Annotated in this window: 15 protein-coding genes and 1 tRNA gene; 8 read left to right on the top strand and 8 right to left on the bottom strand. The window is 58.9% G+C overall.

Features of this window, described 5'->3' with window-relative positions:
- Position 1 precedes the first annotated feature (1 nt).
- The 4 genes from IF204_RS14030 to IF204_RS14015 all read right to left on the bottom strand — a co-directional run bounded on the left by IF204_RS14030 (position 2) and on the right by IF204_RS14015 (position 4,186).
- Positions 2-709, bottom strand: coding sequence for a hypothetical protein (locus IF204_RS14030; protein WP_194097717.1), 708 nt, complete (start codon positions 707-709; stop codon positions 2-4).
- Between the two features lie 9 nt (positions 710-718).
- Positions 719-2,146: an NAD(P)-dependent oxidoreductase gene (locus tag IF204_RS14025; RefSeq protein WP_194097716.1), complete on the bottom strand. Its 1,428-nt coding sequence runs from the start codon at positions 2,144-2,146 to the stop codon at positions 719-721.
- A gap of 213 nt (positions 2,147-2,359) precedes the next feature.
- Entirely contained in the window at positions 2,360-3,157 is a 798-nt protein-coding gene (locus IF204_RS14020) for an undecaprenyl-diphosphate phosphatase (RefSeq protein WP_194097715.1), read from the bottom strand.
- A 48-nt stretch (positions 3,158-3,205) separates the two neighbouring features.
- The gene (locus IF204_RS14015; RefSeq protein WP_194097714.1) at positions 3,206-4,186 is read right to left on the bottom strand and encodes a complex I NDUFA9 subunit family protein; all 981 of its coding nucleotides are present in this window, start codon (positions 4,184-4,186) and stop codon (positions 3,206-3,208) included.
- 147 nt (positions 4,187-4,333) lie between these two features.
- Between IF204_RS14015 and IF204_RS14010 the strand changes: the two genes are divergently transcribed.
- Positions 4,334-4,420 (top strand) — tRNA-Leu (locus IF204_RS14010).
- Between the two features lie 144 nt (positions 4,421-4,564).
- Here the strand turns inward: IF204_RS14010 and IF204_RS14005 are convergent.
- Positions 4,565-5,404, bottom strand: a complete 840-nt coding sequence (locus IF204_RS14005) for a fumarylacetoacetate hydrolase family protein (RefSeq protein ID WP_194097713.1) — start codon at positions 5,402-5,404, stop codon at positions 4,565-4,567.
- 121 nt (positions 5,405-5,525) lie between these two features.
- Here IF204_RS14005 and IF204_RS14000 point away from each other — a divergent pair, with 121 nt between their 5' ends.
- The 7 genes from IF204_RS14000 to IF204_RS13970 all read left to right on the top strand — a co-directional run bounded on the left by IF204_RS14000 (position 5,526) and on the right by IF204_RS13970 (position 10,244).
- A complete protein-coding gene (locus IF204_RS14000) occupies positions 5,526-6,137 on the top strand; it encodes a ribonuclease D (protein ID WP_194097712.1) in 612 nt (203 codons plus the stop codon).
- Positions 6,138-6,149: 12 nt separating this feature from the next.
- Complete coding sequence (locus tag IF204_RS13995; protein WP_194097711.1) at positions 6,150-7,115, top strand: KpsF/GutQ family sugar-phosphate isomerase; 966 nt, start codon at positions 6,150-6,152, stop codon at positions 7,113-7,115.
- A 3-nt stretch (positions 7,116-7,118) separates the two neighbouring features.
- A complete protein-coding gene (locus tag IF204_RS13990; protein WP_194097710.1) occupies positions 7,119-7,703 on the top strand; it encodes a hypothetical protein in 585 nt (194 codons plus the stop codon).
- 11 nt (positions 7,704-7,714) lie between these two features.
- Positions 7,715-8,194 carry a lipopolysaccharide transport periplasmic protein LptA gene (lptA, locus tag IF204_RS13985; RefSeq protein WP_322743289.1) on the top strand — a complete coding sequence of 160 codons (480 nt, stop codon included), beginning with the start codon at positions 7,715-7,717 and terminating at the stop codon, positions 8,192-8,194.
- Positions 8,194-8,946, top strand: coding sequence for an LPS export ABC transporter ATP-binding protein (lptB, locus tag IF204_RS13980; protein ID WP_194097709.1), 753 nt, complete (start codon positions 8,194-8,196; stop codon positions 8,944-8,946). The genes lptA and lptB overlap by 1 nt, the downstream gene beginning before the upstream one ends.
- 228 nt (positions 8,947-9,174) lie before the next feature.
- Positions 9,175-9,741 carry a ribosome hibernation-promoting factor, HPF/YfiA family gene (hpf, locus tag IF204_RS13975; protein ID WP_167636394.1) on the top strand — a complete coding sequence of 189 codons (567 nt, stop codon included), beginning with the start codon at positions 9,175-9,177 and terminating at the stop codon, positions 9,739-9,741.
- A gap of 35 nt (positions 9,742-9,776) precedes the next feature.
- Positions 9,777-10,244, top strand: a complete 468-nt coding sequence (locus tag IF204_RS13970; RefSeq protein WP_167636393.1) for a PTS sugar transporter subunit IIA — start codon at positions 9,777-9,779, stop codon at positions 10,242-10,244.
- Between the two features lie 2 nt (positions 10,245-10,246).
- Here the strand turns inward: IF204_RS13970 and IF204_RS13965 are convergent, their stop codons facing one another.
- Genes IF204_RS13965 through IF204_RS13955 form a run of 3 tightly spaced genes read right to left on the bottom strand, consistent with a single transcriptional unit; the run spans position 10,247 to position 14,382 of the window.
- Positions 10,247-11,668, bottom strand: a complete 1,422-nt coding sequence (locus IF204_RS13965) for a sulfotransferase family 2 domain-containing protein (protein ID WP_194097708.1) — start codon at positions 11,666-11,668, stop codon at positions 10,247-10,249.
- 3 nt (positions 11,669-11,671) lie between these two features.
- On the bottom strand, positions 11,672-13,375 hold the full coding sequence (locus tag IF204_RS13960) for a beta-1,6-N-acetylglucosaminyltransferase (protein WP_228069207.1): 1,704 nt from the start codon (positions 13,373-13,375) through the stop codon (positions 11,672-11,674).
- Positions 13,372-14,382, bottom strand: a complete 1,011-nt coding sequence (locus IF204_RS13955; protein WP_194097707.1) for a glycosyltransferase family 2 protein — start codon at positions 14,380-14,382, stop codon at positions 13,372-13,374. The genes IF204_RS13960 and IF204_RS13955 overlap by 4 nt, the downstream gene beginning before the upstream one ends.
- Positions 14,383-14,386 lie beyond the last annotated feature (4 nt).

The following is a 14,386-nucleotide window of genomic DNA, read 5'->3' as shown; positions in this document are numbered from 1 at the left end:
TTTAGTTCCGATGCACCGAGGCGCGCGAAAGGATCGCGCCGCAGCCATATTCGGGATTCGTTGACATGAAGCCGGCTTCTCCGGGGAAGGCGAAATTCGCCGGTCGGCCGTCTTCGTCGAATGTATCTTGCGGTGTCGTGAGCGTGCCTGTTCCGGCAAAGAAACGGCGCCAGTCACGGCTGATGAATTCATGTCCTTCGGCGCGGTAGACTTCGTTGCCTTCCGCATCGTAGGTGCGCATCCGGTACGCGGTCTCTTCAAGCTCGACGCCGTCGATCGTCACCTTGCGGCCCGTCAGCTGGTCCACACCGGTGTAGCGGCGCGTGCCGAGCTGCGGCGAGGTCTGGGTGAAATCGTAGGTATCTTCACCCGTTTCCAGCAGTTCGGTGAACGACGCCGGATCGGCGTTGTCACTGTCGAGTTCGTCGATCGCACCCGAAAACGGGCTGAAGCTGCGGATCCACTGCGCTTCGCTGTCGATCACGCTGACGAACTCAAGGCCATCGGGCCCAAAAGTCATCGATTGCTGGTATCCGTCCGGATCGGCTTCGCAGGTATAAAGCTGCATCACCGTGCAATCGCGGTTCTGGACCGTCGCGTAGACTTCGCAACCATCGGGCATGGACAGACCTTGCGCACCGGCAGGCATGGCCCAGCCGGCAGCGAAAGCCACCGACAGGCCTACCATGATGGAGCGCAGGTCCTGCATGTCCGTACCTTACTCGGCAGCGACGCTGGCAGCGTCGTTGAACTGGCGCAGGATCGCCTGAGCGGCCTCGCGGCCGTCACGGATACCCCAAACAACCAGCGAAGCACCGCGAACGATGTCACCGGCAGCGTATACGCCATCGAGGCTGGTCTGACCGGTGCCGAACTCTGCCTTTACGGTGCCCCAGCGGGTCACTTCCAGACCGTCGGTGCCCCAGAGTTTCGGCAGGTCTTCCGGCTCGAAACCGAGTGCTTTGACGACGAGGTCAGCGGGTTCGACATAGTCGGCGCCTTCGATAACTTCCGGCGAACGGCGGCCCGATGCGTCCGGCTGGCCGAGGCGCATTTTCTGCACTTCGACGCCGGTGACGGTGTCGCCTTGGAAACCCTTCGGAGCGGTCAGCCACACGAATTCGACGCCTTCCTCCTCGGCGTTCTGGGTTTCACGCTGCGAGCCCGGCATGTTTGCACGGTCGCGGCGATAGAGGCACTTCACCGACTTCGCACCCTGACGGATCGCGGTACGAACGCAGTCCATCGCGGTATCACCACCGCCGATGACGACGACGTTCTTGCCTTCGGCGTTCAGTTCGCCCGAGTCGTATGCCGGAACATCATCACCGAAGTTCTTGCGGTTCGACGCGGTTAGATAGTCCAGCGCCTTTACGATGCCCTTGGCGTCCGAGCCCGGCAGGTCGCGCGACTTGCAAACACCGGTCGCAATCAGAACAGCGTCGTGCTTGGCGCGGATGTCTTCGAAGGAGATGTCCTCACCGACGTTGCAGTTCATGACGTATTCGACACCGCTGTCTTTCAGCAGGTCGGCACGGCGCATGACAACGTCTTTCTCCAGCTTGAAGCCGGGAATACCGTAGGTCAGCAGGCCGCCTGCGCGGTCGTAACGGTCATAGATCGTGACCTGAACGCCAGCTTGGCGGAGCATGTCGGCAGCAGCCATACCGGCCGGACCGGCACCGATGATGCCAACGGACTCGGTGCGCTCCGAAATCGGGGTAATCGGCTTGACCCAACCTTTTTCCCAAGCGGTGTCGGTGATGTACTTTTCGACCGATCCGATGGTGACAGTGCCGTGGCCGGACTGTTCGATGACGCAGTTGCCTTCGCACAGACGGTCCTGCGGGCAGATGCGGCCACAGATCTCCGGGAAGGAGTTGGTCGCTTGGCTGATCGCATAAGCTTCGTCCAGACGGCCGGTCGCGGTCATGCGCAGCCAGTCGGGAATGTTGTTATGCAGCGGGCAGTGCGACTGGCAGTACGGAACGCCGCACTGGCTGCAACGGCTCGATTGTTCTTCGGCCTTGGCGGCGGCGAACTCGGCATAAATCTCGTTGAAGTCCTGACGACGATCTTCCGCGTCACGCTTGGTGGGCATGTCGCGATCAATCGTTACGAACTTGAGCATCTTGTCTGTAGCCACGGGCCATCCTCCGCAATCTCTTCGGATGGCCTGAATAGAAGCATCTGCTCAAAATGAAAAGGCAGTAATGTTGACCTAATTTGCGGTTTGGGCGGTGTTTGGCGCATTATTTTCGCCCCGCTTGTAAAAAAATAGGTCAGTATAGTTTCCCTTAGCGCATTTCGGCGCACGAATCGCCCGATTTTGAGGGCGACTCGTGAATGATTCGAACCCTTACGCCAGCACTCCCATCCCCAGCAGAGCAAGGAGCAGCCCGCCAAAGATGATCCGGTAAATGGCGAAGGCGGTGAAACGGTTCGAGCGGATGTAGCCAAGGAGCCATTTGACCGAAACGAATGCGGTGATGGTGGATACAACGAACGCGATGCCCAGCGCGGTCCAGTCTTCGCTGACACCAGTGTCGCTGGTCAGCGTTTTTGCAATCTCGTAGGCGCTCGCTGCGTACATGGTAGGAATGCCGACAAGGAACGCAAATTCGGTCGCAGCCGCACGGTTCGAGGTGCCAAGCAGCATCGCGACAAAGATTGTGGTGCCTGAACGCGAAGTGCCTGGGAACACGCCAGCGACGATCTGCGCGATACCGACCGCCACAGCGACGGTCATCGTGATCTTCGCGCTGTCGGGGAGCCGCTCCGCCGCCCGTTCGGCGACGATCATCCAGATACCACCGATCACCAACGCCCAGGCGACGGGCTGGATCGTTTCCGGCAGCTCGAAGCCCATTTTCTTGACCACAAGACCCAGAACAGCCGTGATCAGGAAGGCTACGGTAAGTTTGATGAGGTAATCGCGGTTTTCCGGATCGTTCCAGCCGAGCAGCAGGTCGGTGATACGCTTCCAGTAGATCAGGGTCACAGCGAGGATCGCGCCGGCCTGAATAACGATGTTGTAGGTGTCGGACCGTTCACCGATCCAGTGCTGAGCGAGAAGAAGGTGGCCGGTGCTCGAGATCGGCAGGAATTCGGTCACCCCCTCGATAATACCGAGGATGACGTCGTTCAGGTAACTCATGACAATAACTTCCAGTCAATCAGCCCGAACGACGTTTCAAAATACCGCTCAGGCTTGTTTCAAATTCTTTGCAGATTTCTTGATCGCATCATACTGACCCGACGGACGGAAACGCCAGAGATAATCAGGCAGCACCGCTTCGAGGTCGGTCGGATCGATGCCCAGATCAGCAAAACCCTTCGCATCTGCCGAAACAATGTTGTCCGAGCGAAGATTTGCGACCTGATCTTTGGTGATCGGTGCTTTGACGATACCGAGAGAAACGGCCTGAACTACACCCATCACGGTTGCGAGGATGTTGCCCAGCCAGAACGGCAGGCCAACGACACCGCGGCGACGGTTGATGATGCGCAGCATGGTGCCCATCAGTTCGCGGAAGGTCATAACGTCCGGACCGCCGAGTTCGTAAATACCGGCAGCTTTGCCGGTGACGCCCATGACAGCAGCCTGAGCCACGTCATCAACCCATACGGGCTGGAATTTGGTGTCAGCGCCAACCAGAGGCAGAACCGGAGAGGTGCGGGTCATACCAGCGAAGCGGTTAAAGAACTCGTCCTCGGTGCCAAAGATGATCGACGGGCGCAGGATCATGGCGTTCGGGAAGGCATCCAGAACGGCCTGCTCACCGGCGGCTTTGGTCTTGGCGTAGTCACTGTCCGATTCTTCGTCAGCACCGATGGCCGAGATGTGAACGAGGTTGGTCACGCCCTGCTCTGCCGCGATGCGAGCGATGCGGGCAGCACCTGCGGACTGAACGGCCTCGAAGGTGTTCTTGCCTTTTTCAGCCAGAATACCCACGCAGTTCACGACGGCATCGGCGCTTTCCATAACGGCGGCGACGCTTGCGTCGTCACGAACGTTGCAGAAAACAGGTTCGACCTGACCGACGGCACCGTAGGGTTTTACAAACAGTGCTTCGTTCGGATCGCGGACAGCAACGCGGACACGCCAGCCCTGCATGGCCATCCGGCGCGCGATGTAGCGGCCTACGAAACCCGATCCGCCGTAGATGGTGACAAGCTTGGACATGGTGCGCCTCATTGGAAAACTTGTGTCGGGTTTAACCTTGGACCCTTTGCCAGACAAGGCAGAATGAACTTTTTGCAGAGAAGTTCGAAATCCGTGTTGACACTCCCCTGCACCAGCCATAGAAGCCCGCTCACACCAATCATCTGTGCCCAGATGGCGGAATTGGTAGACGCGCTGGCTTCAGGTGCCAGTGGCCGCAAGGCCGTGGAGGTTCGAGTCCTCTTCTGGGCACCATCCCCCCCAAGTTTCAATAACTTAGCTCTGATAGAGCCGACGGGATGGTTGCGTTTTCTTCATCACGTTCTTTCGCTTCACGCTGAGTCGCGCGCGTTTCGTCAGGCCATCACCGACTTGATGATGGCCGCACTGATTCCGTGATTATTCGTCGTCGACGCAGGTCTGGCTCTGCTCGCCAAGTCCCTTGATTCCCAGCGTCACGATATCGCCCGCCTTGAGGTACTTCGGCGGGGTCATACCCATACCGACTCCCGGAGGCGTGCCGGTCGAGATCACATCGCCCGGATACAGGGTAAAGAACTGCGAGAGATAAGAAATCAGGTAAGGCACCTTGTAGACCATGGTTTCGGTCGTGCCGGACTGCATCCGCTCACCATTCACGTCGAGCCACATATCCAGCGAGTCGATGTCGCTCACCTCGTCGGGCGTCACGAGCCACGGGCCGAACGGGCCGAAGTTGTCGCAGGACTTGCCTTTGACCCACTGGCCGGAGCGTTCGGTCTGATAAGCACGTTCGGACACGTCGTTACAGATCGCGTAGCCTGCGACGTAATCCAGCGCATCTTTCTCGGACACGTACTTGGCCATCTTGCCGATAACGACGGCCAGCTCGACTTCCCAGTCGGTCTTTTCAGAGCCGCGCGGGATGATTATCGGATCGTTCGGCCCGCAGATCGCGCTGTTGTACTTGGTAAAGATGATCGGCTCCGGCGGGACCGTCATGCCAGCCTCGGCCGCGTGGTCGGAGTAGTTCAGACCCACGCAGATAAACTTGCCGATGTTGCCGACGCAGGCACCAATGCGGACGTCCTGATCAACGAGCGGAAGGCTATCGAGATCAATGCCCTTCAGCGCATCAAGATCGCCCAGCGCTTCAGCCGCGATGTCGGCCACATGCTCCGAGAGGTCACGCAAAAGACCGTCCTGCCCCACAACGCCCGGCTTTTCCGAACCGCGCTCACCAAATCTGACCAGTTTCATCCGAAACCCCTCCTGTTGTTGCGGCGAACGGTAATGCCCATTTGTCCAGATGCAAGCGCCCTCGTGTTGCGTCGGGCTGTGCGTTTCTCTATCCCGTTCGCAAAGCGGAAAAGGCATCTCTATGGCGAATTACCTGTACAAGAACGACCTTCCCGACGGGTTGGATCTCGGCTCTGTCGTGGCAATCGATTGCGAAACCATGGGGCTGAACCCGCACCGCGACCGCCTTTGCCTGATCCAGATGTCGGGCGGCGACGGGAATTGTCACCTTGTGCAGGTCGAAATGGGCCAGACCGAGGCACCGAACCTGTGCAAGATGCTCGAAGACCCGAACGTGCTGAAGCTGTTCCACTTCGGGCGCTTCGACATTGCCGCGATGTACCATGCCTTTGGCGCTCTGGCGGCCCCCGTCTACTGCACGAAGATCGCGTCCAAGATGGTGCGCACGTTCACCGATCGCCACGGGCTCAAGCAGCTTTTGCAAGAAGTCGTCAGCGTCGACATTTCCAAACAGCAGCAACAGTCGGACTGGGGGGCGGCGGATCTGACCGATGCCCAGCTCGATTATGCTGCGTCGGACGTGCTGCACCTTCACAAGCTCAAGGCCGAGCTGGACATCCGCCTCGCCCGCGAAAACCGCACCGAGCTCGCGCAGTCCTGTTTTGACTTCCTGCCGACCCGCGCCAAGCTTGATCTGCTAGGCTGGACCGACCCCGATATTTTCGCGCACTGACGGATGGCACCCATGGACCGCAACAAGATCATCGCGACCGCTCGTAACGTCATCGACGAGGAATCGCGCGCGCTTGCCATTCTTTCGGAAACTGTCGGGCAGAACCTCGCCCATGCAGCGCAAGTTATCCTTGATGCTCCCGGCCGCGTGATCGTGTCGGGCATGGGCAAATCCGGCCATGTCGGCAAGAAAATCGCTGCGACATTCGCCTCGACCGGTACGCCTGCCCACTTCGTCCATCCGGCGGAGGCATCGCATGGCGATCTGGGCATGATCTCTAAAGGTGACGTGGTTTTGATCCTATCCAACTCGGGCGAGACGCCTGAACTGGCCGACCTCATCGCGCACACCCGCCGCTTCGGCATCACTATGATCGGTGTGGCCTCCCGCGCTGAAAGTACCCTGATGCAGCAGGCCGACGTACAGCTTGTCCTGCCCCAACTGGGCGAGGCGTGTGGCCACGGCGTCGTCCCGACGATTTCCACCACGATGACCCTCGCGCTTGGCGATGCGCTGGCCGTTGCGCTGATGGAGCACCGTGAATTCGGTGCGGAGCATTTCCGCCAATTCCACCCTGGCGGCAAGCTGGGCGCTCGCCTGTCCCGTGTCCGCGACTTGATGCACAGCGCGGACACCCTACCGCTGGTCACATCGAGCACCGCGATGAGCGACACGCTGCTGGTGATCAGCCAGAAAGGCTTTGGCGTTGTCGGCGTGACAGATGACCACAACCGCCTGATCGGCATCATCACCGACGGTGACCTTCGTCGCCACATGGATGGTCTTCTGGACCGCACCGCCGGCGAGGTGATGACCCCTGCCCCGCGCACCATCGCGCCCGAAGCACTCGCTGCCGAGGCACTGGCCCAGATGAACGAACGAAAGATCACATGTCTGTTCGTGGTGCCGCTGGATGGCACCGGCGAAAGCTGCGGCATCCTCCATATCCACGACTGTCTGCGTGCAGGAGTTGCTTAAGCGGTGCCGAACAACTCCTACAGTCAGTTCGTCAGCTACGCGAAGGTGATCCTTCCGCTGGCCTCACTTGCGCTACTTTCGACACTGTTTTTATTCGCCCGCACAAACAGCGATGTGGACACGATCCCCTATGCGGAGATCGAAGATATCGCCAGCAAACCGCGCCTCGCAGGGCCGAATATCTCTGGCGTGACGGTGGACGGTGACACGTTTGCGGTCTCTGCCAAGGTCGCTCGTCCGCTGGAAGACAGCAGAGCCTTTGCGGTCGAGCAAATCGCAATCAACCTGCAAACCGGCGATGGCCGCTCGGTCAACATCGGCGCAGGCGTGGGCGAGGTCGATACCTCCAGCCGCCTCGTCAATCTGCACAATCTGGTTCGCCTTGATGCTACCGACGGCTATCTGATGGAGACGCAGGGCCTAAATGCCGACCTTGATGCAGGCACTGTGGAGTCCATCGCTCCGCTTGAGGTTCGTGCTCCCTACGGCGCGCTCACGGCAGGCCATCTGTCGATCACACGCGGGTCAGAAGGCGCTCATATTGTTTTCAATCAGGGCGTCCGGCTGGTATATCAGCCCCAGCAATAAGGAATTACACCGTGCGTTCGTTCTATGCCGCTCTCGCCCTCGCCGCTCTGTCCTCGCCGCTCATGGCACAGACCAACATCTCGCTTGGCGCGATTGAGCCGGACCCCGACGCACCCGTTGAAATCACTGCAGACTCGCTTTCGGTCGATCAGGAAAACGGTCAGGCGACGTTCAGCGGTGAAGTGCTCATCGTTCAGGGCGATCTGCGTATCTCCGCCGGAACAGTGTCTGTCGAATACGACGACGAAACCGGCGACATCATGCATCTTCTGGCCTCCGGCGGCGTAACCTTCGTCACCGCAACCGATGCCGTCGAAGCGCAGGAAGCAGACTATGACCTCGCAGGCAAATCGCTCGACTTGACCGGCGACGTGCTCGTCACCCAAGGCCGCAGCGCGATCTCTGCCAGCGCCATGAACATCGACCTGTCGACCGGCAACGCCGAACTGACGGGACGCGTCCGCACCACCTTTGTCCAAGGCAACAACTGATGCCTGATCTCGCCGTCACAGAAGGTGATGTCGGCCTCAAGGTCGAAAACCTTCGCAAAAGCTACCGCAAGCGCACCGTCATTCGTGACGTATCGCTCGAGCTTGGTCGCGGTGAAGTCGTCGCCCTCCTTGGTCCCAATGGCTGCGGTAAAACCACAACGTTCTATTCCATCGCAGGCCTCGTAAACGCCGAAGGCGGGCGCGTGACCGTTGATGGCCGCGAAGTCAGCAACCTGCCCATGTACCGCCGTGCGCGCCTCGGGATCGGTTACCTGCCGCAGGAAATGTCGATCTTCCGTGGCCTCAACGTCGAAGACAATATCCTGTCGATCCTCGAGATCGCGGAGAAGGATGTGAACCGCCGCCAGCGCCGCCTTGAGGAATTGCTGTCAGAGTTCTCGATCGAACACCTCCGCCGCGCGCCTGCGCTGGCCCTTTCGGGTGGTGAGCGCCGCCGTGTGGAGATCGCGCGTTGCCTTGCCGCGGGCCCGAAATACGTGCTGTTCGACGAACCTTTCGCCGGTGTCGACCCCATCGCGGTCGGTGAAATCCGGCATCTTGTCGCCGATCTGAAGAACCGCGGTATCGGCGTGCTGATCACGGACCATAACGTTCGTGAGACGCTGGAGATCGTTGATCGCGCTTACATTTTGCACGACGGCAAGGTTCTCATGTCCGGTACGACCGAAGAAGTGGTCCAAGACGAGAACGTCCGCCGCGTCTACCTTGGTCAATCTTTCCGCGTAAACTAAGCGGAATTCGCATACTCCCTCAGACTCATTGACAAACGGCGTGAACAGTCGTGTCATGAAACTGATGACAATGTTCGTGAATTCACTGCGCGCTCCCTCAGGGTTTCAAGGCCCCAGAGCGGCTGCAATCATCACAATGTCATCTTCCCTAAGACACGGCGCCTGTGGCCCCGCGATAACGCGGTGCTACCTGTCATGTCCCGTGCCTAGCAATTGAGAGGAGTTACAATGCGGTACCAAATTAGCGGCAAACAGATCGATGTCGGTGATGCTCTTCAAAGCCACGTCAAAACCGAACTCGGTGCGACCCTCGAAAAATACGCCGGCCGTCCGACCGACGCCGTGATCGTGTTTTCCAAGTCGGGCTCAGAGTTTGTGTGTGAAGCCGTTGTGCACCTTTCAACCGGCCTGACCTGTCAGGCCCGCGCCCATACCCATGATATTTACGGCTCGTTCGATGCGTGCTGCGAAAAGATGGACAAGCAACTGCGCCGCTACAAACGCCGTCTGAAGGACCACCATGCCGAGCGCTCGACTCCGGTTGAACTTATGGCCGGTTCCTCTTATATCCTCGCCGCAACGGAAGAGTCCGATGAGGCCGAAGCAGCAACCGACGCACCTGTGATCATTGCCGAGATGGAGATGAAAATCCCCGCTCTCTCGGTCAACGAAGCAGTCATGCAGATGGAGCTCGCACACGGTTCGGTTCAGGTCTTCCGCAACGAGAAGCATGGCGGCCTGAATGTGGTTTACCGCCGTGAAGACGGGAACATTGGTTGGGTAGATCCGCGTTAAGCGCCCAGCTCGAGTACAGGCGCCAAGGCGAGTAAATGCAACTTTCGGCTATTCTGCGACCAGAAGCGGTCAAGACCATTTCGGCCTCGACCAGCAAGAAGCGCTTGTTTCACGACATCGCTGATCTGGCGCAACAGTTCTATGGTTTCGATGCCACCGATGTTGTGGACGCCTTGGTCGACCGCGAAAGCCTCGGACCTACCGGCGTGGGACAGGGTATCGCTCTGCCCCATGCCCGCCTCGAAAAGGCGGACAAGGTTTGTGGTTTGTTCTTACGCCTTGATAAACCTATCGATTTTGACTCGGTGGACCGCCAGCCGGTTGACCTGGTCTTCGCTCTGCTTGCCCCCGACGCAGCAGGCGTAGAGCACCTGAAGGCGCTCGCTCTGGTCTCGCGTACCATGCGTGACAAGGATATCTGTGCGAAGCTGCGGGCCAACAGCGATCCGGCTACGCTCTACACGATCCTGACCGAAGCGCACTCCACCCAGAAAGTCGCCTGAGGCTATTTCCAGCTTCCGAAGCCGAACGTCATGTAGTCGCGCTGATAGACATCAGCCGCGAGCTTTTCGATTTCAGCATCATAGATCGACTGGAGTTTCCCACGATACGGATCGCAGTTCGTATCGAAGTCCGGCGCATCGTCGCGGCCGACACTGAACGCGAGGTACGCCAGATCGGTTTTGATCCGATCCTCGCGGATCACCATGTCGGGCGAACAGAAATTCGCGAATCCCTGAACGACTGCGGTCTGCGTGGCCCACGCCGGATCGACGCGAATCGATGTCTGCCCCGCGATGTTTGCCTTCAGAAATTCGAGGAAACCGATGAACGCCGCCCGATGTGCCGTGGCGTCATAGTTTTCGGTCGGCGGCGTCTCTTTCGGCAACGGAACGTTGAACATCTGCTTCAACGTTTTCCGGATTTCGCCAAACGTCGTATCGCCGTAGCCGAGGATATGTTCACAGAACGCCGAGTGGGCGCGAGCGACGGGGTGGCGGAGCACGGTAAAGGTCCGATGCCCGACGTGCTTGCGCTTCCACTGACGGATGTCTTTCTGGTTCATCCCCGTGCGGACATTGTCGCCATCGAGCGATTTCAGCCACGCGACGACCGCCGCCTCAGGGCCACCGCGCACCGGCATATACAGAAGCGGAGAATTTGCAGCCGCCGCGAATTGCGGTGCCATCGCGCCACGACGTGGCTCGAAATTCGGGGTGCGGGTCAGGTTGAAGCGGTCGAGCCGCGCCAGCGCACTTTCCATCTGTGGGAAGTTGTCGACCTTGTCGGAGATCGGTGCAGGGTTCTGCTTTTTGAGAGTCTTATCCAGCCCGTCCAGCCGCGCATCCGCACCTAGGAACGCTGCCAGCCCGTTCATCACGTCGACGTCCTGAAGGTCCTCATAGGCGACGTAGAACGCGGTCTGACCGGACTTCTGAAGCGAATTTAGTAGCTGCACCTGAAACTCTTGCAGCGCGGCAAGATGGTTTTCGAACTCGCCTTCATCGAACGATACGACCTCGCTTTTGGCATTTTTGACGTTTGTCAGTTTCCACTGACCCGTCGCTTGCGCAATCTTCCAGCTAATGTAGCTCTCGATCGGATTGCGAGTCAGGATGATCTTGGCGCAACGTTTGTCCGCCAGAAGATTGTCCAGAATGCGCGGATCGTGGTCGTGGAAGTACCGGAAGCCCCCGATGCCATCCGATTTGTCGCGGATCGTTTTCACGAGGTGCATCGGGTCAATTTCGCGCTGGCCCTGCGTCACACCAAGGATCGCATGGGCGTTCGGGTAGCCGATGAAATGCGGATTGAACGCCTCGCCGTGACATTGAATGCCGTCAAAAGCGTTGAGGTTGGTTTCCAAAAAGTTTGAGCCGGTCCGCATCTCTGCGAACACGACGAAATAATCGAATTTGGCCATCAAAAATTATCGAACCAGATAGGGTTTGCGCTTGGGGCGCGGCGCGTTGACTGGTGCCGATTCTACAGGGAAATCGCCCATAAGATAGGGGTGCATCCCTTGGTTCTTGAGATTTTGCAGGAATTGACCAAAGCCGGTCAGGTCCGCCATCCGCGGCGCTTCGTTAAGGCGGCGCAGGCTTTTGCCCGTGATTTCGTCGACCACGGTTTGCAGCGCTTCCATCGGCGACTCGATAAAGTCAGCCATGGTCCAGATACGCACCTTCGATTTGGTGTAAATCGAACGGAGAATGTCGAGGTGCTCGCTTTCGATCTTCTGCAGCCGTGCCGCTTCTTCGCGCAGGTCCGCGAAATTGCGGTTTGATTTGAACAGCGGGACGGCCCAAGCACCTGAAATTACGCTAATTTGCGCATTCGAGTCGCGTGCGAGATCCCAGCTGATCGCCTGATTGTCCAGCGGGCCGAATTCGAAACACTGGCGCTCACCGCGCGTGTTCCAGACAAGGCTGCGCAGGAAGCTACGCGGGCTGTAGTCCCGCAGCTCGGCAGAATCCGACAACCCACCAACGAACGTCGATTGACCGCCTTCGAACCAGGCCTTGTCTGGCGCGAATAAATGTCCGTGCACGCGGGCGCCGGTCGCCTTGGCCAGCCACGGGTTGAAGTCTTCGAACAGGTCGGAGAACCCTTCGAACACCGAAAACTGGCTCGCAGTGACGCCATTTTCCCAGTCATCGTTCGGGAAACGGCTGTGCATATAGAGGCCGGGACGGCCGCGCGTTCTGCGATCAACGGCGCGGGCAAAGATACGGTCGATCTTGCCGGGGTTCGGCTCGTTCGCACGCAGTTCGGACGCAGGACCGAGGAATGTGTCATAGAGCCGGTCCGCATGGGGCCAGATTTTCCGCGCAACAAAGCAGTCCGACCGCCGCAAGAGCTGGAGGTGGTCGTCATAGAAAATGTGCGGCTTCCCTTGGAAATCGAACTTCGACAGGGTCAGCGAACGGCTCTCAATCTTGGGAGAGTAGAGGCGCGCGAGCGTCTGGAAGTAGCTTTCGTCCGGAATCCAGACCTTCTTGAAGTAGCGATCGTAGGTGTCACGCTCAGGGTCTTCGAGGATCGCCGAAAGCGTCTGACGCGTCAGACACCACCACTGCGACCCCATGTGCGGCACGAGGCCCTCGGGAATCTTCCGGCGGAATTTGATGCGGCGCTGGAAATCGACATACCAGTCGAACAGGCGGCGCTGTTTCTTCCATGAGAACGGAAAGCGCAGCGTGAACCGTTCCTGATCGAGCCCACCTACCGTCCACGGAACGTCCGCAGTTGTCGCGCTTTCAATGAAATCGGTGCGCGGGTGCTGGCTGAGGTATTCGGTCAGCTCGGCCACGGGGCGCAGCGGCAGACACGATCCGGACGCCAGATAAACGTGCGTGACATCCGGAAACTCTTTGAGCATGACCTCGGAGCCGCTCTGCGTTGCGGCCACAAGCCCCCATGTGCCCCAACCGCAGCGATGGCGTTCGGAAAAACGCACTGTCTCAAGGTCGCGAAGCTTCCCAACGAAGCTTTTGAATTTCTCATCGTTCACCGCCTTGTCGACATGGACAACAACGGGCGATCCCGCAGCGGACCAATGACGGATCACTTGCTCGGCCCTATTGAAGGCCGAGTGGATGAGCATGACGATACCAACCTGCGTCTGTGTCATGCCCAGTTTCCTTTGGACATGAGCCCCAGAATTTCGAGCTGGCGCCAGTTGATGTATTTCTCCGACCACTTGCACCAGAGATCGGTGTTATCTCTCAGACCTTCGAAATAGGCGCGATATTCGTGGCTGCCGGCGTAGTGCTGACCGCGCGACATTTCCTCCGCCGCTTTGACGGTTAGCGTATCGAGGAATTTCGTGTGCAGAAGAATGCCGCTGGCTTTCTCGCCGCCCCATTCGTCGTAAACCTGGTTCAGACCGCGCGGCAGAAGCATGTGCGTGCTGGAAACATAGGCGTAGCGGCGGTCCCACTTGACCAGTGGCACCTTGTTCAGCGCGGGCGAACGCTCCGGCATATCCTGGAAAAATTCGCGCGCACGCGGGCCGCCTTGGATCCACAGGTTCCCGTATTTGCTATTGCGGCTGATGGTGTAGTTCCCGCTGTCGAACCACTGCGCAATATCGAGCGGGTTGTCACCACGGCGATAGGGAATGCTCGAAATCGGCCCCTTGGGGTACATGTCGAGCAGCATGGCAGAGAACGAACGGATCGACGATGCGTCCAGCCAGTCGGTCAGCGCGCGGATGGGGCGGGAATCGCAGAACGGATAGACGAACAGCTCGTCAGGATCGACGACGAGGCACCAGTGCCCATGGCCGTGACGCAGCAAAAGCCAGTTAATCCAGTCCATCCCGAACTTCGACCGCTTGTAGCTGGCGGACGTGCGCCAGATGGAAACGTCGGGCTGTTCGGCAAGGAATTCGCGGCCGCCATCATCACTGTCGTTATCCACGATCAGGAAATGGTTCACGCCCATCGCGCGATAGTAGTCAAGGAAGTGCGGTAGACGCGGGTCCTCGTTCCGCATAGTCGAGAAGACGAGAAGATCGCTCGGTCTGATCTGGCTCGTGCGGTCGGCAACCTGTTCGAGTTCACGCCGCTTGCGGATCGCGCGCACCAAGCGGTGACGCCGCTCCAGCCGAAGCCGATATGAACTCCAGAAACCCAAATCC

The organism is Marivivens aquimaris (assembly GCF_015220045.1).
In the GTDB taxonomy this organism is placed as follows: domain Bacteria; phylum Pseudomonadota; class Alphaproteobacteria; order Rhodobacterales; family Rhodobacteraceae; genus Marivivens; species Marivivens aquimaris.
Note: the sequence above shows the minus strand (reverse complement) of the source record. Positions and strands in the feature narration are given on the sequence as shown.